The sequence below is a fragment of the Paenibacillus sp. Marseille-Q9583 genome, from assembly GCF_976954365.1.
The window spans coordinates 1-20,007 of record NZ_CDRJTB010000016.1 but is presented as its reverse complement, the minus strand read 5'-3'; the positions used below and the strand labels follow the sequence as shown (position 1 = coordinate 20,007).

Here is a 20,007-nt window from a genome sequence, read left to right as displayed (position 1 = left end):
AAAATAGCTGATAATTACTCTAAATGAGTAAAAACAGGGAATTCCTGCCTAAAAATCGGGGGGATATCTATATTTACCGCCGAATCAGGTTAATTATAGGGAGGTATTCCCTAATTATTAGTCTATTGAGTAGAAATCTCCGATTTTCAGGGAGATATTCCCTAATTCTTGAGCAGAGCTTCCGGTTCACTTCTTACAGCAAGACACAATGTTGCAACAGCACAAAAAGCACTTCTCCACGAGCGGGAGAAGTGCTTTTTTATTAACTGGTACAGCCTCCAGTTCTATCGGCTATTCTTCTTGGCAATTTCGCGTCGTACGACAGGGGCGACCTCAGTTGCCAATAGTTCAATAGCTTTGGCTACCTTGGCGTAAGGAAGGCCGCCGATGTCGAGCTGAGTCATAAAGCGGCTATGGCCGAACAGCTCATGCTGATAGAGGATTTTTTCAATAATTTGCTGCGGGCTACCTACAGCCATCGTGTTATCAGCAGATACATATTGCCCGAAGTCGTCACGAGATACATTGTATTCTTGACCAGGTTTTGGGCTGATGGAATTACGATAACTATAGTAGTATGGGTAATATTCATCGAGCGCTTGCTGTGAAGTTTCGGCAATGTAGCCGTGGCTAGTAATCGCAATCTTTAAAGATTCAGGGGCATGACCCGCCTGAATTCCAGCGCGTCGATAAGTTGCAGCAAGCTCTTGGAAAGGTTCTGGACTACCGCTAAGAATGGCGATGGCCATTCCAGTTCCGAGTACGCCAGCTTTTTCCGCGCTTTCAGGAGAACCACCTACACCAATCCATACAGGAAGGCTTTGCTGAAGAGGGCGTGGTGCAATCTCAGATTCCTTCAAGGATGAGCGAAAGAAACCCTCCCAGTTCATAATTTCATGCTTATTAAGCTCGAGAAGCAGATTAATATTCTCGGCGAATAGTCGGTGATAGTCTTCAAGTTCGTACCCAAAGAGCGGAAAAGATTCCACAAAAGCGCCACGTCCAGCAATAATCTCTGCACGGCCATCTGACAGTAAATCAAGTGTGGCGAAATCCTCGAATACGCGCACGGGATCAATGGTGCTTAATACAGTAGTGGCGCTCGTCAACTTGATTCTGCGGGTAACCTGGGAGATGGCTGCCAGCACGACTGGAACCGAAGAAATCGCAAAATCAAGGCGATGATGCTCACCTACACCGAATACATCAAGCCCCGCCTCATCCGCCAGCTTGGCCGCAGCTACAACTTCGTCGAGTCGTTGTTTCGGGCTGATCTTATCCCCGGTATGACAATCAGCTACAATGTCTCCTAAGGTGTAGATACCGAATTCAAAATCGGATGCTGGTGCTGTGGTTACCTCGTTACTCATGATTACAAACCCCTTGTTATTCATATATTTGATAAAGCTTGTTCGTTTATAGAAGAATGTGATTATTATAACACAATAACTTACAAATTGTAAGTTTATGAGTAAATGTTTTGATTTCTGCTCTTGCGGATGTCAAAATAAGGGATAATAATCCATGTTCTTACATCCTGTTCGTAATTAGTATTATATTTTATTTTGAGAATCTATCCAATTGAAGCATTTATATGAGGAGGCGTGTAGTGGTGAGAGGAACATTATTGAAGTCATATCTTCGTACTGCGATTATTGGTGTAGGGGTATTGCTTATGGTAAACCCGGTACAAGCTGCTGCGGTTGATTCGCACAATTCCTTTATAGGCTCGAATTTAGATGACTATTATGTAAATTTGTCTGCTGCGAAGGTTGAGTGGTCCACTACGATGGATTTGCCAACGCTAGGAGATATACCGACGGACTACATTATGGGCAAGGGCGTTGTTGCAGTCGGTGCGGGTAAAGCTTTTATCCTACAAAAGGGTCAGCTTTTAGCCATTAACGCTCAGACTGGAAAAGTAATGTGGAAATATGGCTCCAAATTAAAGACACCGTTACTTTACCAAGATGGTGTGGCCTATGTGACCTCAGAAGCAGGCACAATCTATGCAGTCAACGCGGCTACTGGAAAAAATAAATGGAGTTCATCGGTAAACAGTAAAGGCATCAGCCAATTAGTTATTGATAAAGATCAGCTTTTTGCTGCCAATGGTGATATTCAAGCCTACAATCTGAAGGATGGAAAATTGCAGTGGCGTGATAATTTCGGTGAAAAGCTGTATGAACCGTTCATGGTTGAGGGAAACCTGATATTAGCTCAAAACTCAGAATCCGGAGCGTATACGTATGATATTCTACATGCCTTTGATCGAACAACGGGTAAAGAGCTTTGGAATAACAGAGATTATTATTTTCCGATTACTGAGATTAATGGAACGCTTAAAACACAACGGAAGGCTACCTTATTCGACGCTCTTCCTCTTACTACACTCGACAGTTTGGATGTTAAGACAGGTAAAGTAGTGAAGACGGTAGTTTATAACCCTGCTAATATTGACCCAAATGATCCTGAAGCACCAAAGGGGGGCATTGCTTGGAGTGACGGTGACAGAATTTTTATAACAGGACAAAAAGGTGTCTACAGCTATCCAGTCAATGCTGATCCTGCTACCGTAACACGCGATAATTATTCTTACGAATCCATCGGAGCTAAGTTATCCTACGCCGCTGGGCCTTACGATGGAAGAATTCTTTTTAGTAAAGAACAGAGTATTTATGGTGTTAAAATGACCAATAAATCAGTGATTCAGTATACTGGAATCAGCAATCCGATTGCCCGCTTTGATCTGCTCGGACATGGTATGTATGTGGCCCAGACTGACGGCAAATTAATCGCGATAGATTTGATTTCCGCAAAACCGGTTGTGCAGCTCAAAACATCAGGTAGAGTGTTCGGTCCAACCTTGTTGGAAAGCGGTATGATTATTGTGCAGAGCAAAGGTATTTTGACCGCTTTCAAGGAGCCTCAGGTTTTAAAAATGAAATAATTGACTCCATAAAAAACGGCTCTCCGATAAATACTCGGCAGAGTCGTTTTTTATTGAATAATCCACAATTCCAGTGCGAAAAATATAAATCTAATTTATGATAAATAGGTTATATAATGAGTAGGTTACACATTAACGAAATTAAAGAGAAGGACCGGGGGATATCATGGAACAGCAAGCGATTTGGGCGATAGGTATTTTTCTACTGATTTATGGACTGATTATTTCTGAGAAAATTCACCGTACAATCTTAGCGATGTTAGGCGCAATTGTTATGGTAGCGATGGGTATTGTGGATCAGGAGACGGCACTGCATCACATTGATTTTAATACCATCGGATTACTTGTAGGCATGATGATGATTGTAGGGATTACTGCAGAGACAGGCCTTTTTAAATATGCGGCAGTGAAATCAGCAAAGCTGGCGAAGGGGAAACCGAGAAGAATCCTGATTGCTTTGTTTGTTGTTACTGCTGTGGCTTCTGCTTTCTTGGATAATGTTACAACAGTGCTACTTATGGTGCCTGTTACCTTCAGTATTACAAGGCAACTGCGTATAAATCCGCTGCCTTTTTTGATGTCACAAATTATTGCATCGAATGTCGGTGGGACGGCAACATTGATCGGAGATCCACCGAATATTATGATCGGCAGTGCTGTGAAAGAGCTGACGTTTATGTCCTTTATCAGCAATCTAACACCTGTGATTATCATCATTATGTTAGCCTATATCCCGCTTTTACTACTGATGTTTGGTAAGCAAATTAAATCTACTCCGGAATTGCAGCAAAGTATCATGAACATGGACGAGAAGGCAATGATTACGGATCATAAGCTGCTGCGAAAATGCCTTACAGTACTTGGATTTACGATAATAGGCTTCTTTTTACATCAGGCGCTACATTTGGAGTCCGCTACGGTTGCCTTAGCTGGGGCTTTTTTACTGCTCTTATTAACTGGAGGAGAACACATGCTGGAAAAAGCTTTTCACAGCGTGGAGTGGATTACGATCTTCTTTTTTATCGGACTGTTTGTTTTGGTATCAGGACTCGTCGAGACAGGTGTCATCGCGGAGCTGGCTGCCAAAGCGATTGATTTAACGGGTGGGGATGTGTTCATGAGCTCGATGATGATCTTATGGGTCAGTGCAATTGCTTCTGCGTTTCTTGATAATATTCCTTTTGTAGCAACGATGATTCCTTTGATACAGGAGATGGGACAGATGGGGATCACCAATCTGGAGCCCCTCTGGTGGAGTCTAGCCTTGGGTGCCTGCTTGGGTGGCAATGGTACATTGATCGGTGCCAGTGCTAATCTGATCGTTGCTGGTCTAGCTGGAAAAGAGGGCTATCCGATTACATTCATGAAGTATTTGAAGGTGGGTTTCCCTTTAATGCTGCTGTCCATTGTGATCTCAAGCATATATTTATATTTAAGGTATCTGATGTAAACAAGTGTGTCTGAAAAAAGTTTTATTGTTGACAGCTTTTCAAATGGATGATATTTTAAATATTATAATTCCAATTGATTTACTTTGAATAAAAATTACCGACTGTTCCTACAGAGGTATTGCGAATATAAAAGCGCAATACCTCTGTTTTTTTGTATACAGAATTTAAGGAGGGGTCACGATGGGAGAAGCGTTGCTGTCGATTTCAAATCTAAATAAACGTTTTGAGTCTACCGGAGGTCATGTTCAGGCACTGTATAATGTTGATCTTCATGTGCAAGAGGGTGAATTCATTACGGTCATCGGGCCCAGCGGCTGTGGCAAAAGCACGCTGCTGCGCATCGTGGCCGGTTTGGACAGTGGATATACGGGGAGCGTTACCTTAGGAGGGACGGAGATTGGGGGTCCCGGAATCGATAAGGGATTTATTTTTCAAGAGCATCGTCTATTTCCATGGCTCACAGTAGAGAAGAATATTGCTTCCGATTTGCCGCTAGGCAACAAAGAAATTAGACACAAGGTCGATGAGTTAATTGATCTCGTCAAGTTAAATGGGTTTGAGAAATCCTATCCCCGGGAGTTATCGGGAGGGATGGCCCAGCGGGTGGCGATAGCCCGTGCGCTACTACGAAATCCCAAAATCCTGCTGCTGGATGAACCGTTTGGTGCACTGGATGCGTTCACTAGAGCGCATATGCAGACGGTGTTACTGGACATTTGGCGGGCCAACAAAACAACCATGATTTTTGTAACGCATGATATTGATGAGGCTGTATTTCTAGGTAATCGGGTAGTGATACTAGAACCTCGCCCCGGAAAAATACGTAAGATAGTCCCGGTTGATTTGCCGTATCCACGTAAAAAAACAACGTCTTCCTTTCAAGAGCTACGCCTGAAGGTGCTGAATTATTTTGAAAAAGTCGATGAGCTTGAGCTTATTGACGGGGCAGGAATATAAATATGTCGACCATACCAATGGAGACCTCCGGAAGTGTTCAATATTCGAGGGTCTCTTTTTGTTATTTAAAGAGATTGTAAAGCTAAAAAAGGTGGGTGCAGAGCATGACAAACCGGGCTATAGCCGTAAGAACTTCCGGACGCCCCGGAAAGGTAACAACATTGGGACTGGGCCTTCTGCTGCCGGGCACTGTGCTGATTCTGTGGCAAACCCTTGGACACTATGGAATGATCTCAGAGATGCTGTTCCCGACGCCGTATACCATTGCTGAATCATTTGTAACCTTGGCTGCTTCAGGGGATTTATGGCCGAACTTTAGGATCAGCTTGGTCAGAGCCCTTTCCGGATTCCTGCTCGGTGGTGGACTTGGTCTGCTATTAGGCATTCTCGTAGGTCTGTTCCGCAGATCAGAGAAATTGCTAGATCCATCCCTGCAAATGATTCGCATGATACCAAGCTTGGCGGTAGTGCCGCTATTCATTTTATGGTTCGGGATCGGTGAGGAGTCTAAAGTGCTGTTGATTGCTAAAGGAGCATTTTTTCCGCTTTATATTAATACGTTCATGGGTATTCGCGGCGTGGATAACAAGCTGTTCGAGGTATCTCGAGTGCTTGGATTCAGCCGGTTAAAACAGGTTGTAAGACTAGTACTTCCAGCGGCATTGCCGAATATTATTCTCGGAGTGCGCCTTTCCTTGGGGCTCTCTTGGTTAGGTCTGGTAGTCGCAGAGCTGATTGCTTCCACTTCAGGCATTGGGTATATGATGTCGGACGCGCGGCAATTTGCGGATACACCTGTGGTGTTCGTGGGAATTATTATTTTTGCCATTGCAGGACTGGTGAGTGATTCTATTGTTCGCTACATTGAACGCCGGCTGCTGAGATGGCAGGACAGCTATCGCGGATAAACAGAAAACGCGCAAGAAACGAAAGGGGGATGAGCCATGAGCGATGGAGCAGAAGCTATTTTGAATAACACTACAAGAGCAAGAGAATCGCAAGATAGCAGTGATATTGCCCCTTTATCGACTAAGACATTGGAGAAATCCGCGGTACCTATAGCATGGAAATCTCTACTGTCAGATTGGGGAACGGGCGCTATCATTCCGGTGGTGACAATAGTACTTTGGCAGCTGGCAGGAAGCACCGGTCTGATCTCCGCGCAGTTTCTGCCGACTCCATTGTCGATCGCCAGAGCTTTTATAGGCCTATTGTTGACTGGAGAATTAACTCATCACCTAGGTGTCAGTATGGGAAGGGCGGGACTTGGATTTCTTATCGGAGGCGTTCTAGGCCTTTTATTCGGAGTACTGACTGGCTTGTTTCGCAGTGTGGAATATGTGCTCGATCCTAGTGTACAGGTCCTTAGGCTTGTTCCTAATCTAGCTATAGCACCGCTGATTATTTTGTGGTTCGGCTTTGGGGAGATGTCCAAAGTAGTGATCATTCTGACAGGGTCATTCTTTCCACTCTATATTAATACGTTTATGGGCATCCGCAATGTGGACAATAAGCTGTTTGAGGTGTCCCGGGTGTTAGGCTTTAGCTCTTACCAGAGGCTGCGCAGGCTGATATTGCCGGCAGCATTACCCGGGATTTTGTTAGGATTGCGGCTATCATTGGCTGTAGCATGGATCGGTCTTGTTGTGGCTGAACTCATTGGATCACAATCCGGCATTGGATTCCTGATCAATGAGGCGAAGCAGAACTCTAATACAGAGGTTGTGTTTGTAGGCATTATTATCTTTGCTATTGTCGGCAAGCTAATCGATTCTTTGTTCCGAATCATTGAACGCAAGTGCCTGTTCTGGCGTGATAGTTACGAAGGGTAAATCATTTGAGGAGGTCTTGAGCTATGAGTGGATCGATACAAAAAGGATCGTTGAATTTGGTGGCGGATGTGCTTGTTATAGGTGGAGGACCGGCAGGAACATGGGCAGCCCTTACGGCCACAGCGAAGGGTGCGAAAGTTGTCCTCGCAGATAAAGGTTACTGCGGTTCGAGCGGTGCAACGGCCCCCTCAGGAACAGGAGTCTGGTATGTGAAGCCGGATGAGAAGCTCCGGGAGGAGGCCAAAGCAAGTCGTTATACATTGGGCGGTCAGTTGGCTGAATCCCGCTGGATGGACCGAGTGCTAGACCGTACCTATGACAATATGAACAAACTTGGCGTTTCAGGATATCCCTTCCCTGTAGATGAGCAGGGTAACCAGTATCGTAAGAGTCTTCAGGGACCGGAATATATGAAATTAATGCGTAAGCTGGTGAAAAAGGCGGGCGTTAAAATTCTAGATCATAGTCCAGCCATGGAGCTCCTAGCGGATGAGCATGGCGTGGCTGGAGCGGCTGGAGTCCATACGCAGAGTGGCGACACCTGGACTGTTCAGGCAGGAGCGGTTGTCATTGCAACTGGTGGGTGTGCTTTTCTAAGTAAGGCTCTCGGCTGTAACGTGTTGACCGGAGATGGCTATTTATTTGCAGCTGAGGCTGGGGCGAACTTGTCCGGCATGGAATTCTCCAATGCCTATGCTATCTGCCCAACGTTCTCCTCTGTAACCAAGACAGCATATTACAACTATGCCAGCTTTTATTATGAGGATGGAAGCATTGTGGAAGGGGCGGGTTCCAAGAAAGGGCGTTCAGTTATCGCTCGGAATCTGCTAGCAGGCAATCAGGTATACGCCAAACTGGATGGAGCACCAGAAGATTTAAGACCTCTTCTGCGGGTGGCGCAGACGAACTTTTTTCTACCCTTTGATCGACAAGGGATCGATCCTTTCAAGGATGCTTTTCCGGTTACGCTTCGTCTCGAAGGAACGGTTCGTGGGACGGGTGGTATTCATATCACAGACGAAAGCTGTGGCACAGGTGTTCCCGGACTTTATGCGGCAGGAGATGCAGCTACTCGTGAGCTAATTTGCGGGGGATTTACTGGTGGTGGCAGCCATAATGCGGCTTGGGCTATGTCATCCGGCAGTTTTGCAGGAGAAGGGGCTGCTGTCTATGCGCAGAGCCTTGGCTCAAATGTAGCGTACCGTAATCCAGTCGGCTTATCATCTTCCCCACTGGTTCATCAAGAAGTGAAGCCAGGAGTATCAGCTCATACGTCAGAGGTTGTATCTGCTGTGCAGGCTGAAGTGAAGCCGTATGACATTAATTTATTCCGTACGGATAAAGGGCTGACCTCTTCATTAGGTCGTCTGGATGAATTGTGGAAAATACAGCGTAACCGAGAGATTCAACGTACAACTGAAGGGGTTAAAGCGCGTGAAGCAGAAGCCATGACCGCAACCGCCCGCTGGATGTACAATTCCGCGCTTGCCCGTAAGGAGTCGAGGGGCATGCATAAGCGTGAAGATTTTAAGGGAACGGATCAAGAACAGCATCATCGCTTGATTAGCGGTGGATTGGATCAGGTATGGGTGAAGACAGAAGCCGTGGCCAAGGAGGGTGTTCTATCGTGATTGAGGTGATCAGCGCTGCCAGATGTGTAGAGTGCAACCAATGTATATCGGTCTGCCCGACCAATGTCTTTGAACGGGTAGAGGATGGCATTCCTGTTATTGCCCGGCAGAGTGATTGCCAGACTTGCTTTATGTGTGAGCTGTATTGTCCTGTGGATGCTCTCTACGTTGCGCCAGATTCAGAGAAAGTGATTGGGGTGACAGAGGCAGGGCTAGAGGAGCAGGGATTACTTGGTGGTTATCGTGAAAAGGTAGGCTGGGGCAAAGGCAGACAACCGGTAGCAAGTCATGACTTTATGTACAAATTGGCGTCGAGGGCAGGGTTCTGACCTTGATTAAGTAAGATAAATAACATAAATCTAGGGGGAGAAAGAAATGAAACCAGCGTACAGAGAGATTCAAGGGAAACGTTCAAAAAGGATACGATTTGCACTTTTAACTACGATTATGATGGTTATGCTGGTTCTTCAGGCTTGCGGAAATAACGCTGGAGGAAATGGAGTATCTGCATCCGGCGGCTCTAGTACAGAGAAATCTGGAGGCAAAGCCGGAAGTAACGTTCCAGCGGTACTGAACTTTGCTTTTATAGGCTCTAATAAGCTGAATGTGCCAGGTGGTGCGGAGGGCTGGGGCTTTTATAAAGGGATCATTCAAGAAGAGTTGAAGAAATACGGCATTACAGAAGTGAAGCTTACGGGCTTTCCAAACGGTCCTGATCAGACAGAATCCTTAATTAGTGGTCGATTAGATATCGGCAGCCTTGGGGATACACCTGCTATTATTGCTTATGCTTCTGGCGCCAAGACACGTCTGATTTCACAATCCTCAGCCAACACTATCGGTTATCTAATCGGTAAGAAGGATGGACCAAAGACGGTGAAGGATCTGCAAGGGAAGACTATTGCCATTCAAAAAGGCTCTTTCATGCACCGCTATGTGGTTGGATTACTTCAGGAGGAAGGCGTAACTGACTATAAACTCGTCCATATGCTCATTCCGGATGCTACCGCAGCTTTGGCCCGTGGAGATGTAGATGCTACGACTAATTTGGGTGTACCTGCGCTGAAGTTAATTGACCAAGGTTACACTCACTTAGACGATGCCTCGAAGCATCCGAACTTGCTCGGCACTAGTGCAACTGTCGTGTCCGAGGACTATTTGGCGAAATTCCCTGACTTTCCGAAGGCGTGGAACGAAGCCCGTGAGAAAGCCTTGGCGGATTTGAAACAACACGAGGATGAATATTATCAATTTCTGGCCGAAATCGGAGATACAACGCCAGAGCTGGCGAAGCAAGTAAATCCAATCAGTGATATCAAAGATACCGCGTTCACTGACGAAGGAACCAAGCTACTGGAGGGTACCAAGAACTTCCTTGTTGAAGAAAAATTAGCGAAAAAAGACTTCAATATTAGCGATTGGCAGCTGAAATAACAATTGCTTGGAAAGCGCAAATGCTTGGGAGGAAAAGATATGTCGCAGCTTAAGAAGGAAATGACAGTGGATGTGCTCGTGCTTGGCGGAGGACCCGCAGGAGCTTGGGCGGCATGGAGTGCAGCATCGCAAGGTGCAAAAGTAGTCCTGGCCGATAAGGGCTACTTGGGCACAAGCGGCGCCACTGCTCCGGGCGGTACAACGCTGCTCGTTATCCCTCCAATTGCCGAGCTGCGTGAGCAGGCGGTTCAATCCAGACTAAAATCTGGTGGATATCTGTCGGAGAACGCTTGGGTTCACCGAGTGCTGGATCAGGTAGAGCAGAATCTGGCTCTAGTCGAGCAGTGGGGTTATCCTTTTTCGAAGGATGATGAAGGTAACTCACTGCGTACACATTTGCATGGACCAGAGTACATGCGGATTATGCGAAGAGTTGTCCGCAAAGCGGGGGTCACGATCCTTGATCAGTCGCCAGCGCTAGAGCTTCTTCATGATGAACATGGGGTTGGCGGGGCGCGTGGGATCAACCGTCTGACAGGGGAGTCTTGGGAAGTGAAGGCAAATGCCGTTGTGATGGCAACCGGAGGCTGTGCTTTTCTCAGCAAAGGTCTTGGCTGCAACGTACTGACAGGCGAAGGGCTGTTGATGTCCGCTGAGGTGGGAGCCGATTTGTCAGGCATGGAATTCAGCCGCCAATACGCTCCGAGCTTTGCAGATGGAACTGTAACACGTGGCCGTATGCTAGCTTGGGCAACGCTTTATGACGCGGACGGTCATCCGCTGCATAAAGGAGATCGGACTTTTGGCAGCATTCCTGAAATGATGCTCAAGGGGCCGGTTTATGCTTCGCTCGATCTGGCAGATACAGCGGAGAAACAGGATTTTCTGCGAAAAGCGCATCCGATTTTCTTTATGCCGCTGGAGCGGGCGGGAATTGATGCGTTTAAGCAGAAATTCCCGCTCACCCTGCGCTATGAGGGCACGATGCGCGGCACTGGGGGTCTGCGCTTGGGCGGCACGGACTGCCGGACGACCGTGCCCGGACTCTATGCGGCCGGAGATGCCGCATCTCGCGAGAAAGTGACCGGCGCCATCTCCGGCGGCGGGGCTTATAACGCTTCCTGGGCCATATGCAGCGGAAGCTGGGCAGGCCAGGGAGCCGCGCAGCATGCGCTGTCCTGCCGAGGACAGGCGAACAGCCGCAACCTGACCGCAGCGGGACGCTACGGTTTGGCGGCTGGCACCGACACCTCGGAAACGCTGGAGGTGAAGCCGCTAGTCGCGGCGATCCAGCGTGAAATCTTACCGCTGCAGATTAATTATTTCCGCAGCGAACCGGGCATTTCTTCAGCCTTGAAGCGGCTGAATGCCTTGATGCCCTTGTTGAACGGGCGCGTTCCCGCCACCGTACAGGGCATCGTGCAAGCACGCGAAGCCGCGGCTATGCTCGCGGTCGGCAGATGGATGTACACTGCCGCGCTGGCCCGGAAGGAGACGCGCGGCCTGCAAAAGCTCGCGGAATATCCGGAGCTTGATCCGCGTCAAACCCACCGGCTGATTGTATCCGGTATAGAGCAAATAAGCATCGGTACCGAGGCTGTGCCCCATGCTCATGAACTGAATCTACTAAAGGAGGGGCAGGCGATATGATCGAACTAATCAGCGTGGAACGCTGCGTGGGTTGTAAACTGTGCACGAAAGTATGTCCGACAAACGTATTCGAAATGCAGGGGAAGATTCCGGTTATTGCACGTCAGGAAGATTGCCAGACTTGTTTTATGTGTGAAGCTTATTGCCCTGTAGATGCACTTTATGTAGCACCGCAGGCAGATCAGCTGATCGGTGTAAATGAGGAGGCGCTAATCCAGACAGGGTTGCTAGGGAGCTGGCGGGCTGAGATCGGCTGGGGACCGGGCGCTAATGGCTCAATGGCTGAAAGGGATACCACCCCTTATTTTGAAGTGTTTACCGAGCAGTATCGTACGTGAAAAAGCCGCCCAGAGTTGGAGTCTGGGCGGCTTATTATTGTATAGAAATTCAATCTATATAGGTCTTTGTCCCGGGATTTCCACCGCGAAGAGTGGTTTCAATCAAGAAATTTGGGGACAACAGCGGCCGGAAGTCCAATTATTCACCGCAGTGATTACTGTGCTTTAAGTTGATATCATTAGTTCGGTATATATCTAAAAAATTCTATAGCAGTGCTTCGATCGCTGGCTCAATATCCAGCGGATCAACAGTAGATTCGAATCTTGTAATTACATTGCCTTCGCGATCAATTAGAAATTTAGTAAAGTTCCATTTGATTTCGTCATCTTTCAGTGCTTCCGGATCTTTGCTCTCAAGCATGCTTTGAAGCAGCTTTCCTGAAGAATGGTTCATGTCGAAGCCTTCAAATCCAGCCTGCTCAGTAAGGTGAGTGAAGAGGGGATGTTTATTTTCGCCCTTTACTTCAACCTTCTCAAAGAGAGGGAACGTAACGCCGTAATTGATTTGGCAAAATACATTCACTTCTTCATTGCTGCCAGGTTCCTGCTCCCCAAACTGATTGGAAGGGAAACCGAGAATTTGGAAGCCGCGATCTTCGTATCGCTCATAGAGCTTTTGCAGGTCGGAGTATTGGTGGGTAAACCCACACTTACTTGCTGTATTCACAATCAAAAGTACTTTACCTTTATATTCCTCTAGTTCGATCTCTTTTCCTCGAATACTGCGTGCTGTATATGGATAAATGCTCATGCTGCTACATCCCTTCAGTTATGTATTGTCAACGCTAAAGCTGCCAGTGAATAAGAACAGGAAATATTTCCAATGATTTAATTGTAAACAATCAAAATATAGCTGTCAACTTCATACATAGAGAGGGATTGGAACCTTTAAAGCAGTGGCAGAATAGTATGGGTATGGGTTATTTCATACTTCAAAGCCTATTCAAGCGAGTTGTTATAAGAATAATTGTATCTCATATGATTTTATTGCGTTAAAGCTACTCAGCGTTCCATTATTATCTTGCATCGGAAACATTTTTTGATTAAGATAGCAGAAACCAGCGCATAAGACTCGCTGACATAAATAAGACTATGACGAAGAGAGTAAGCATTATAGCGGATCTTAACAGGGAAGGCGTGCCGGAGACTGAGAGCACCCTCATGAGACGATTAATGCCGAAGTTCACTTCCGAGTCGGCCCCTGAAGTAGTTTGTCACAGGTCGTGACAGGTATGAGTAGGGAGGCCCGCGCCCCGCGTTACCGGGTTTAAGATAGAGTTAATCTTTAGTCGAGGGAATCCGATTGTCTATTCTTTTGTGCTAGTATTCAGATTAATTCTAAATAAGGGTGGTACCACGGCTCCTCGTCCCTTGCGACGGGGGGCCTTTTTGCGTTTCAAATTATAAATAACAAGAGGGAGTGGAAGGGTAATGAGTAACGTGGAATTGGATATGCTTAGAGGTCGTCTGGATGAAATTAATGGGCAATTGCTGGAGCTGATCTCCGAGCGGGCTAAAATTGTGCAGGAGATTGGAGTAGTTAAAGAAAAGCAAGGTGTGCCTAAATTCGATCCAGAACGTGAAAAGAAAATGCTGGATCAGCTCGTAGCGAGCAACAAAGGACCTTTCACTAACGGAACCATCCGCAGCCTCTTCAAACAAATTTTTTCAGCATCTCTGGACTTACAATCCGATGAACATAAAAAAACTTTACTAGTAGCGCGTAAGAGTCACAAAGAAGACACTGTGATTGTTCTGCCGGGAGATGTTACTGTTGGCGGTCCTTCTTCACTGATGGTAGCTGGTCCTTGCTCTGTGGAAAGTGAACTACAGACCCGTACCGTAGCTGCAGCACTGCAAAAAGCTGGTGTACGTGTTATGCGTGGAGGTGCCTTCAAGCCGCGGACTTCTCCTTATGATTTCCAAGGTCTAGGTATGGACGGCCTAAGAATATTACGTGAAGCAGCAAATGATTATGGTCTGCTGACCATCAGTGAAATTGTAGATCCAAGACATATTGAAGAATCCTTAGATTATGTAGATATCATCCAGATCGGTGCACGGAACATGCATAATTTCGAGCTGCTAAAAGCGGTCGGAGAAGTCAATAAGCCTGTGCTGCTGAAACGCGGATTGGCTGCTACGCTCGATGAATTCATACATGCAGCCGAATACATCATGTCTCGTGGTAATACACAAATCATGTTGATTGAACGCGGAATTCGTACGTATGAAAAAGCGACCCGCAACACGCTCGATATCTCAGCAGTGCCTATTCTTAAGCAGGAATGCCATCTGCCAGTATTGGTTGATGTTACTCACTCCACAGGACGCAAAGATATTCTTATCCCTTGTGCAAAAGCTGCACTCGCAGCCGGAGCCGATGGTATTATGGTCGAGGTGCATCCTGATCCTGCAACTGCGTTGTCCGATGCCGCGCAGCAGCTGAATATTGATGAGTTCAACAACTTCTTTAATGAAGTGAAAGCTTCCGGACTATACCGGTAATCTAGAAATATAGAATTTGAATGATATTTCAAGGATTGGCTAGGAAATGAGTTGAATAAGCGCTTACAAGTCTATCTAATCTTTTTGTGAAGGTGAAGGCGGGTCGAGTACAATAAGGAACATTAGCGTTGCACCGGCCCCGGGTCTTTTTGAAAAAGGCCTATATACCTTATGAGTCACAGGAGGAAATTAGATTTTGAAGCAGCTTACCTTAAATAATGGGTGGTTTTCTAACACTCGAACCGATATTTTATCGGGGATGACCGTAGCCGTTGCACTGATTCCTGAAGCGATCGCTTTTTCGATCTTGGCGGGAGTAAGTCCGATGGTTGGTTTATATGCCTCTTTCTGTATTGCAATTGTAACCGCACTTGCCGGAGGCAGACCCGGAATGATCTCGGCGGCTACAGGGGCTATGGCCCTATTAGTCGGAGGTCTCGTACTAGAGCATGGAATAGAGTATCTGTTCGCGGCAACTGTACTGGCTGGTGTGTTTCAGATATTGATGGGGATGCTAAAGCTGGGCCGATTCATCACTTTTTTGCCACAGCCGGTCATGACGGGGTTTGTCAACGCGCTGGCGATACTGATTTTCATGGCGCAGCTTACCCATTTTAAGGGACAAGGCTGGGTGATGTATGGACTGGTAGCTCTGACATTGCTTATTATCTATACGGTTCCTCGGTTTACCAAAGCCGTACCCTCAGCGCTTGTAGCGATTGTTATCGTTTCTATTCTTAGCATCGCTCTTCATCTGGACGTAAGAACCGTAGGGGATATGGGGAATATTACAGCAACTTTGCCACTATTCCATTTACCGCAGATCCCGTTCACGCTGGATACTCTGATTATTATTTTGCCATATTCACTCTCGCTGGCCGTAGTTGGGTTATTGGAATCACTGATGACTGCCACCTTAATAGACGATATTACGGGCACAGGTAGTGATAAGAACAGAGAGGCGAAGGGACAGGGGCTGGCGAATGTAGTCACTGGTTTTTTCGGAGGGATGGCAGGTTGTGCGATGATTGGCCAGTCAATGGTTAACATGAAGTCAGGAGGACGCACGCGTCTGTCCACGTTTGTATCAGGGATCTTTTTATTGTTCCTAATTATCGTACTTGGCGATGTGGTGAAGCAGATTCCGATGGGCGCGCTCGTTGGCGTAATGATAATGGTCTGTATCAGCACCTTTGAATGGGGCTCACTTAAATCTCTAACCCGTGTTCCGCTTAGCGATGCGCTGGTTATGATTGTGACGGTGGTCACCGTGGTGGCTACAGACAATCTTTCTATTGGCGTTTTGTTTGGGGTTCTGCTAAGTGCTTTAACGTTTGCTTGGAAAATAGCTTCGATCCGCCTAACAGTTCAGGAAGCTGCCTCTTCCAAAACATATGCGGTTACCGGCCAGCTGTTCTTCGGCACGACAAGCCACTTCATTCATGAATTCGCCTACGATAGCGATCCTGATCATATTATTATCGATTTTTCACACTCCCATGTGTGGGACCAATCCGCAGTTCATGCCATAGCGAAGACGATGAGCAAATACGCCGAGCGTGGCAAAAAAGTCACCATTACCGGACTTAATGATCAGAGCTCACAGCTGGTTCAGCGAGTGGGGTTATCCATATGAAAAAAAAGATTGCGCTATATGCGCAATCTTTTTTTTTATAGCAGATATTAACTGTAAGAGAAGACGAGCAGGGTTTTACTTTTGGTGTAAACTGATATAAAGTATAAAGTGGATAATGTTTATCCGCTTTATACACAGGTGGTATAGTCTGCAGTTTGTATTAAGCAATTTACGTAGATCGAGGTGCTGTACATGCATATGAAAACAGGGGTAGAACAGTCAGTGTATGCACTGGTTCTGCTTAACATGCTGCCGGACAAGGCGGTGCTGTCTGGAGAAGCGATTAGCCAGCAGCTCGGAGCATCGGCGACCTATTTTCAGAAACTGTTAAGAAAGCTGGTAACCGCAGACATCATCACGTCTGTTCCCGGCATTAAAGGTGGCTTTAAATTAAAGAAGAGACCTGAAGATATTCGTGTATATGACGTTTACCTTGCGGTGGAAGGGCAGCAGTCGCTGTATTCATCCAATGGTATTCTGGTAGACATGTTGGATTTAGAGAAAGAAGATAGCTGCTGCCTGTTAACCAATCTGATGGAAGAAGCGGAATCCTCTTGGAAAGCTGTATTAAAGCGGGAGACTATTGCTTCGTTGTCGGAGGAAATGCTTGGTGAACGCTTTAAAGATAAAATAGCAGCCTTAGAGGAATGGATCAGCAATAAAATGGTCATCTAACCAAAGAAGGGATGTATTCGCATGAGATTAAGCGTATTGGATCAGGCACCCGTGACAAGTGGTAACACAGCGGAAGGTGCTCTGAATAAAGCAGAAGAACTAGCTATTTTAGCAGATGAGTTGGGATATAGCAGAATGTGGATGGCAGAGCACCATGGCGGAAATACATTTGCTAGCTCAGCTCCGGAAGTAACGGCAGCCCGTTTAGCCGCTAAGACCAACTGTATTCGAATCGGCACCGGCGGTGTTATGATGATGCATTATTCTCCACTTAAGCTGGCGGAAGTATTTAAAACGTTAAGTTCTTTTTCCCCGGGGAGAATTGATTTCGGTGTGGGACGAGCTCCTGGTGGCGATACAAGTGCCATGTACGCTCTGTCAGAAGGCCGCGAGTTAATGCTGCATAACATGTATGATAAGCTTGGCATTACTATGCAGCTGCTTAGTGATCAGATTCCGGAAAATGAGTTGTATGCCAAAAATCTTGCCGCTCCAACGAAGGTGGCGCTCCCTGAAGTGTGGTTGTTAGGCTCGAGCGGCAACAGTGCGCGAAAAGCAGCACAGATGGGAGTCGGATACTCCTTTGCGCAATTTTTTAATGGTGCGATGAGTAATGAGATCTTGGATCAATATCGGAATAACTACCAGCCTTCTATCTTCATGGACAAACCTGAGATTAGTGTATCCTATATGGTGACCACAGCAGAAACGAAGGAAGAAGCTGAGTATGAGGCATTACCGCAGGATATTTTTCGGTTGATGATGAGCAAGGGCAGAATTACTCAGGTGCTGACACCAGAAGAAGCTCAGAACATATCGTTATCGGAAATTGACCGGATGTCAATCAAGGAAAGCCGTAAGATTCATTTGGTTGGTGCGGTTAAAGACATCGCCGTACGCTTGCAAGAAGAACAAGCTCAATATGGTTTCCAGGAAGCGATGATATGCAGCATTCCGCATTCGCAGGAGAAACGTCTAGAGGTTTACCGACTACTGGCGTGTGAACTGCTAGGTTCTTGATTCTTTCCTCTCAAACCCGCATTTGATGCGGGTTTTTTGTATGCCCAATGCATGCCCTCAAAAGACAATAAATTAACCCTCCTGCCCCCTAAAAGTAACATTTGAAATTCTAACTTCATCTATGATTAATGAAAGATTTGATTTTAAAAAGAGGATAGGAAGTGAATAAGAGATGTTTCCTTTATATAAATCCGTTACGCTGACAGCTTTGCTTCTAATGAATCTGCTGGCAGGTTGCCAACATCAGGTTGACACATCCTCCCTTCAATCGGCTAACGACTACCACACATCAAGACCGAAGCCAACAGACACCGCTGCAAATCTCATTAAGCTAGAGTGGAAGCTGGTGGATACAATCCCCGTAGTCTCTCAACTAAGTGCTCCACCTACAGGCGCTACTTTGATTACAGAGAAGAAGCTGGATAATTTCGGAGGAGTCAAAGTGGGTGTGTATACGATGGCTAGTGACGAAGACTACGTGTATGCCAAAATTTCTACTTCCAAAGGACAATACAGTCTAGGGGCGATAGGAACTTATAATTATCGTCAGCCGGAGGATATCAAGGTAGAAGTGGTGCGGATTTTTAGCGAAAAGGTGCTGAAAATCACCGGTGGACTAGGAGCAAATAATTCTCTCACTAACTATTATCTAATCGACGAGAGTGGTAACCCCTCGGGATTGCTGCAGATAGATACTGGACATTCCAAAGAGCTGGATGTTGATGGGGATGGATCTATTGAGGGTGTAGCCGCGCATGGAAATCCGATGAGTGCCTACATTTACCGCTGGAATGTTGATCACGCTGAGGTAACTTACGTTAATGATGCTTTGAAGGCGGACTCCGTGGTGCTAACGGATGAAGGAATATATGAAGCTTTTAATATCGGGGACAAGCAGAGCAAAAGATTCCGATTGACCCTAGAAGGACTGATACCAGAGCGGTAACGCCATGACCACTGCTGCTGAAATATTTCCTGCGACCAATTCCCTCAAACCTCCGTATAGACGATTAAGCTTAAATGATTATCCATAATCTAGGAGGGGTACTGGATGAATATGCAAATGAATCCGAAATTGAAACAGCTGCGACCGGGGAGAATAGTTAGCGGTGTTGCAGCGGTGCTCATTGTATTGTTGATTGGCGCGAACTCTTTTGTATCTGTGGAATATGGGCATGTAGGTTTGTACAAAACCTTTGGTAAATTAAATGACAATACGTTGTCACCTGGTATTCATTTTAAAGTTCCGTTTATTCAGACGGTGATTCAAGTCAATACGCAGGTAACGAAAGCGGAGACCGATACTTCAGCCTCTTCAAAGGATCTTCAGCCCGTATCCACACATGTAGCGGTGAACTATTCCGTAAATAAGGCTTCCGCCTTTAATCTGATGAACAATATCGGAGGTAATTTTGATAATGTAATTATCAATCCGGCTATTCAAGAAATCGTTAAAGAAGTGACAGCCAAATATCCAGCAGAGGATTTGATTACACGTCGTGATGTAGTGTCGAGTGAGATCAGTGAGCACTTAACCGCTAGGCTGGCAAAATATGATCTGATCGTCAACGATATTAACATCGTTAACTTTAAATTCTCTGAGGCGTTTAACCAGTCGATTGAAGCGAAGCAGGTCGCCCAGCAGCAGGCGCTGAAGGCCGAAAATGATCTCCGGCGGATTGAGATTGAAGCGAAGCAAAAGATCGCCCAGGCGCAAGCCGAAGCCGAATCTTTAAGACTTAAGAAGCAAGAGGTTACACCTGAGCTGGTGCAGCTGAAGCAAATAGAGGTTCAGGAGAAAGCGCTGGAAAAATGGAACGGCGTACTGCCATCTGTAACAGGGGGAGCCACTCCATTTGTGGATGTTCAATCCCTGACTAAATAATTCATTATTAGATTTCTGATTTATTTCACAAATTGCTAAC

18 protein-coding genes are annotated in these 20,007 nt (G+C 46.3%); 16 read left to right on the top strand and 2 right to left on the bottom strand.

Going from position 1 to position 20,007, the window contains the following annotated elements:
- Positions 1-284 precede the first annotated feature (284 nt).
- Positions 285-1,370 carry an LLM class flavin-dependent oxidoreductase gene (locus ACWNM1_RS10085; RefSeq protein WP_449600874.1) on the bottom strand — a complete coding sequence of 362 codons (1,086 nt, stop codon included), beginning with the start codon at positions 1,368-1,370 and terminating at the stop codon, positions 285-287.
- Positions 1,371-1,612: 242 nt separating this feature from the next.
- On the opposite strand from ACWNM1_RS10085, the gene ACWNM1_RS10080 reads away from it, so the two are divergent.
- The 10 genes from ACWNM1_RS10080 (at position 1,613) to ACWNM1_RS10035 (ending at position 12,243) form a co-directional block, all read left to right on the top strand.
- Positions 1,613-2,950, top strand: a complete 1,338-nt coding sequence (locus ACWNM1_RS10080; RefSeq protein ID WP_449600873.1) for a PQQ-binding-like beta-propeller repeat protein — start codon at positions 1,613-1,615, stop codon at positions 2,948-2,950.
- Between the two features lie 166 nt (positions 2,951-3,116).
- Entirely contained in the window at positions 3,117-4,400 is a 1,284-nt protein-coding gene (locus tag ACWNM1_RS10075; RefSeq protein WP_449600872.1) for an SLC13 family permease, read from the top strand.
- A 181-nt stretch (positions 4,401-4,581) separates the two neighbouring features.
- A complete protein-coding gene (locus tag ACWNM1_RS10070; RefSeq protein ID WP_449600871.1) occupies positions 4,582-5,358 on the top strand; it encodes an ABC transporter ATP-binding protein in 777 nt (258 codons plus the stop codon).
- 104 nt (positions 5,359-5,462) lie between these two features.
- Positions 5,463-6,266, top strand: coding sequence for an ABC transporter permease (locus ACWNM1_RS10065; protein ID WP_149644867.1), 804 nt, complete (start codon positions 5,463-5,465; stop codon positions 6,264-6,266).
- A 36-nt stretch (positions 6,267-6,302) separates the two neighbouring features.
- Complete coding sequence (locus ACWNM1_RS10060; RefSeq protein WP_449600870.1) at positions 6,303-7,190, top strand: ABC transporter permease; 888 nt, start codon at positions 6,303-6,305, stop codon at positions 7,188-7,190.
- A 23-nt stretch (positions 7,191-7,213) separates the two neighbouring features.
- Positions 7,214-8,821: an FAD-dependent oxidoreductase gene (locus ACWNM1_RS10055; RefSeq protein ID WP_449600869.1), complete on the top strand. Its 1,608-nt coding sequence runs from the start codon at positions 7,214-7,216 to the stop codon at positions 8,819-8,821.
- The gene (locus ACWNM1_RS10050; protein WP_449600868.1) at positions 8,818-9,150 is read left to right on the top strand and encodes a 4Fe-4S binding protein; all 333 of its coding nucleotides are present in this window, start codon (positions 8,818-8,820) and stop codon (positions 9,148-9,150) included. Before ACWNM1_RS10055 ends, ACWNM1_RS10050 begins: the two co-directional genes overlap by 4 nt.
- A 46-nt stretch (positions 9,151-9,196) precedes the next feature.
- Positions 9,197-10,255: an ABC transporter substrate-binding protein gene (locus ACWNM1_RS10045; RefSeq protein ID WP_449600867.1), complete on the top strand. Its 1,059-nt coding sequence runs from the start codon at positions 9,197-9,199 to the stop codon at positions 10,253-10,255.
- A gap of 39 nt (positions 10,256-10,294) precedes the next feature.
- Positions 10,295-11,905, top strand: a complete 1,611-nt coding sequence (locus ACWNM1_RS10040; RefSeq protein WP_449600866.1) for an FAD-binding protein — start codon at positions 10,295-10,297, stop codon at positions 11,903-11,905.
- Positions 11,902-12,243: a 4Fe-4S binding protein gene (locus tag ACWNM1_RS10035; RefSeq protein WP_076285502.1), complete on the top strand. Its 342-nt coding sequence runs from the start codon at positions 11,902-11,904 to the stop codon at positions 12,241-12,243. The genes ACWNM1_RS10040 and ACWNM1_RS10035 overlap by 4 nt, the downstream gene beginning before the upstream one ends.
- 205 nt (positions 12,244-12,448) lie before the next feature.
- Here ACWNM1_RS10035 and ACWNM1_RS10030 read toward each other — a convergent pair whose 3' ends face one another.
- Positions 12,449-12,994, bottom strand: a complete 546-nt coding sequence (locus ACWNM1_RS10030) for a glutathione peroxidase (RefSeq protein ID WP_341051621.1) — start codon at positions 12,992-12,994, stop codon at positions 12,449-12,451.
- Positions 12,995-13,674: 680 nt separating this feature from the next.
- Between ACWNM1_RS10030 and ACWNM1_RS10025 the strand changes: the two genes are divergently transcribed.
- The 6 genes from ACWNM1_RS10025 (at position 13,675) to ACWNM1_RS10000 (ending at position 19,967) form a co-directional block, all read left to right on the top strand.
- The gene (locus tag ACWNM1_RS10025; protein WP_449600865.1) at positions 13,675-14,751 is read left to right on the top strand and encodes a bifunctional 3-deoxy-7-phosphoheptulonate synthase/chorismate mutase; all 1,077 of its coding nucleotides are present in this window, start codon (positions 13,675-13,677) and stop codon (positions 14,749-14,751) included.
- A gap of 193 nt (positions 14,752-14,944) precedes the next feature.
- Complete coding sequence (locus ACWNM1_RS10020) at positions 14,945-16,387, top strand: SulP family inorganic anion transporter (protein ID WP_449600910.1); 1,443 nt, start codon at positions 14,945-14,947, stop codon at positions 16,385-16,387.
- Between the two features lie 192 nt (positions 16,388-16,579).
- Positions 16,580-17,062, top strand: coding sequence for an Rrf2 family transcriptional regulator (locus tag ACWNM1_RS10015; protein ID WP_234538811.1), 483 nt, complete (start codon positions 16,580-16,582; stop codon positions 17,060-17,062).
- A 21-nt stretch (positions 17,063-17,083) separates the two neighbouring features.
- Positions 17,084-18,082 (top strand): LLM class flavin-dependent oxidoreductase, encoded by a 999-nt coding sequence (locus ACWNM1_RS10010; protein ID WP_449600864.1) that lies wholly within the window; start codon positions 17,084-17,086, stop codon positions 18,080-18,082.
- A 172-nt stretch (positions 18,083-18,254) separates the two neighbouring features.
- Entirely contained in the window at positions 18,255-19,028 is a 774-nt protein-coding gene (locus tag ACWNM1_RS10005) for a hypothetical protein (protein WP_449600863.1), read from the top strand.
- 105 nt (positions 19,029-19,133) lie between these two features.
- Positions 19,134-19,967: a prohibitin family protein gene (locus ACWNM1_RS10000; RefSeq protein WP_449600862.1), complete on the top strand. Its 834-nt coding sequence runs from the start codon at positions 19,134-19,136 to the stop codon at positions 19,965-19,967.
- Positions 19,968-20,007: the final 40 nt, after the last annotated feature.

Excerpts from the sequence above, each read along its gene's own strand:
- ACWNM1_RS10085 (WP_449600874.1), bottom strand. The coding sequence starts at position 1,370 with ATGAGTAACGAGGTAACCACAGCACCAGCATCCGATTTTGAATTCGGT.
- ACWNM1_RS10075 (WP_449600872.1), top strand. The coding sequence starts at position 3,117 with ATGGAACAGCAAGCGATTTGGGCGATAGGTATTTTTCTACTGATTTAT.
- ACWNM1_RS10070 (WP_449600871.1), top strand. The coding sequence starts at position 4,582 with ATGGGAGAAGCGTTGCTGTCGATTTCAAATCTAAATAAACGTTTTGAG.
- ACWNM1_RS10065 (WP_149644867.1), top strand. The coding sequence starts at position 5,463 with ATGACAAACCGGGCTATAGCCGTAAGAACTTCCGGACGCCCCGGAAAG.
- ACWNM1_RS10060 (WP_449600870.1), top strand. The coding sequence starts at position 6,303 with ATGAGCGATGGAGCAGAAGCTATTTTGAATAACACTACAAGAGCAAGA.
- ACWNM1_RS10055 (WP_449600869.1), top strand. The coding sequence starts at position 7,214 with ATGAGTGGATCGATACAAAAAGGATCGTTGAATTTGGTGGCGGATGTG.
- ACWNM1_RS10045 (WP_449600867.1), top strand. The coding sequence starts at position 9,197 with ATGAAACCAGCGTACAGAGAGATTCAAGGGAAACGTTCAAAAAGGATA.
- ACWNM1_RS10040 (WP_449600866.1), top strand. The coding sequence starts at position 10,295 with ATGTCGCAGCTTAAGAAGGAAATGACAGTGGATGTGCTCGTGCTTGGC.
- ACWNM1_RS10035 (WP_076285502.1), top strand. The coding sequence starts at position 11,902 with ATGATCGAACTAATCAGCGTGGAACGCTGCGTGGGTTGTAAACTGTGC.
- ACWNM1_RS10030 (WP_341051621.1), bottom strand. The coding sequence starts at position 12,994 with ATGAGCATTTATCCATATACAGCACGCAGTATTCGAGGAAAAGAGATC.
- ACWNM1_RS10025 (WP_449600865.1), top strand. The coding sequence starts at position 13,675 with ATGAGTAACGTGGAATTGGATATGCTTAGAGGTCGTCTGGATGAAATT.
- ACWNM1_RS10015 (WP_234538811.1), top strand. The coding sequence starts at position 16,580 with ATGCATATGAAAACAGGGGTAGAACAGTCAGTGTATGCACTGGTTCTG.
- ACWNM1_RS10010 (WP_449600864.1), top strand. The coding sequence starts at position 17,084 with ATGAGATTAAGCGTATTGGATCAGGCACCCGTGACAAGTGGTAACACA.
- ACWNM1_RS10005 (WP_449600863.1), top strand. The coding sequence starts at position 18,255 with ATGTTTCCTTTATATAAATCCGTTACGCTGACAGCTTTGCTTCTAATG.
- ACWNM1_RS10000 (WP_449600862.1), top strand. The coding sequence starts at position 19,134 with ATGAATATGCAAATGAATCCGAAATTGAAACAGCTGCGACCGGGGAGA.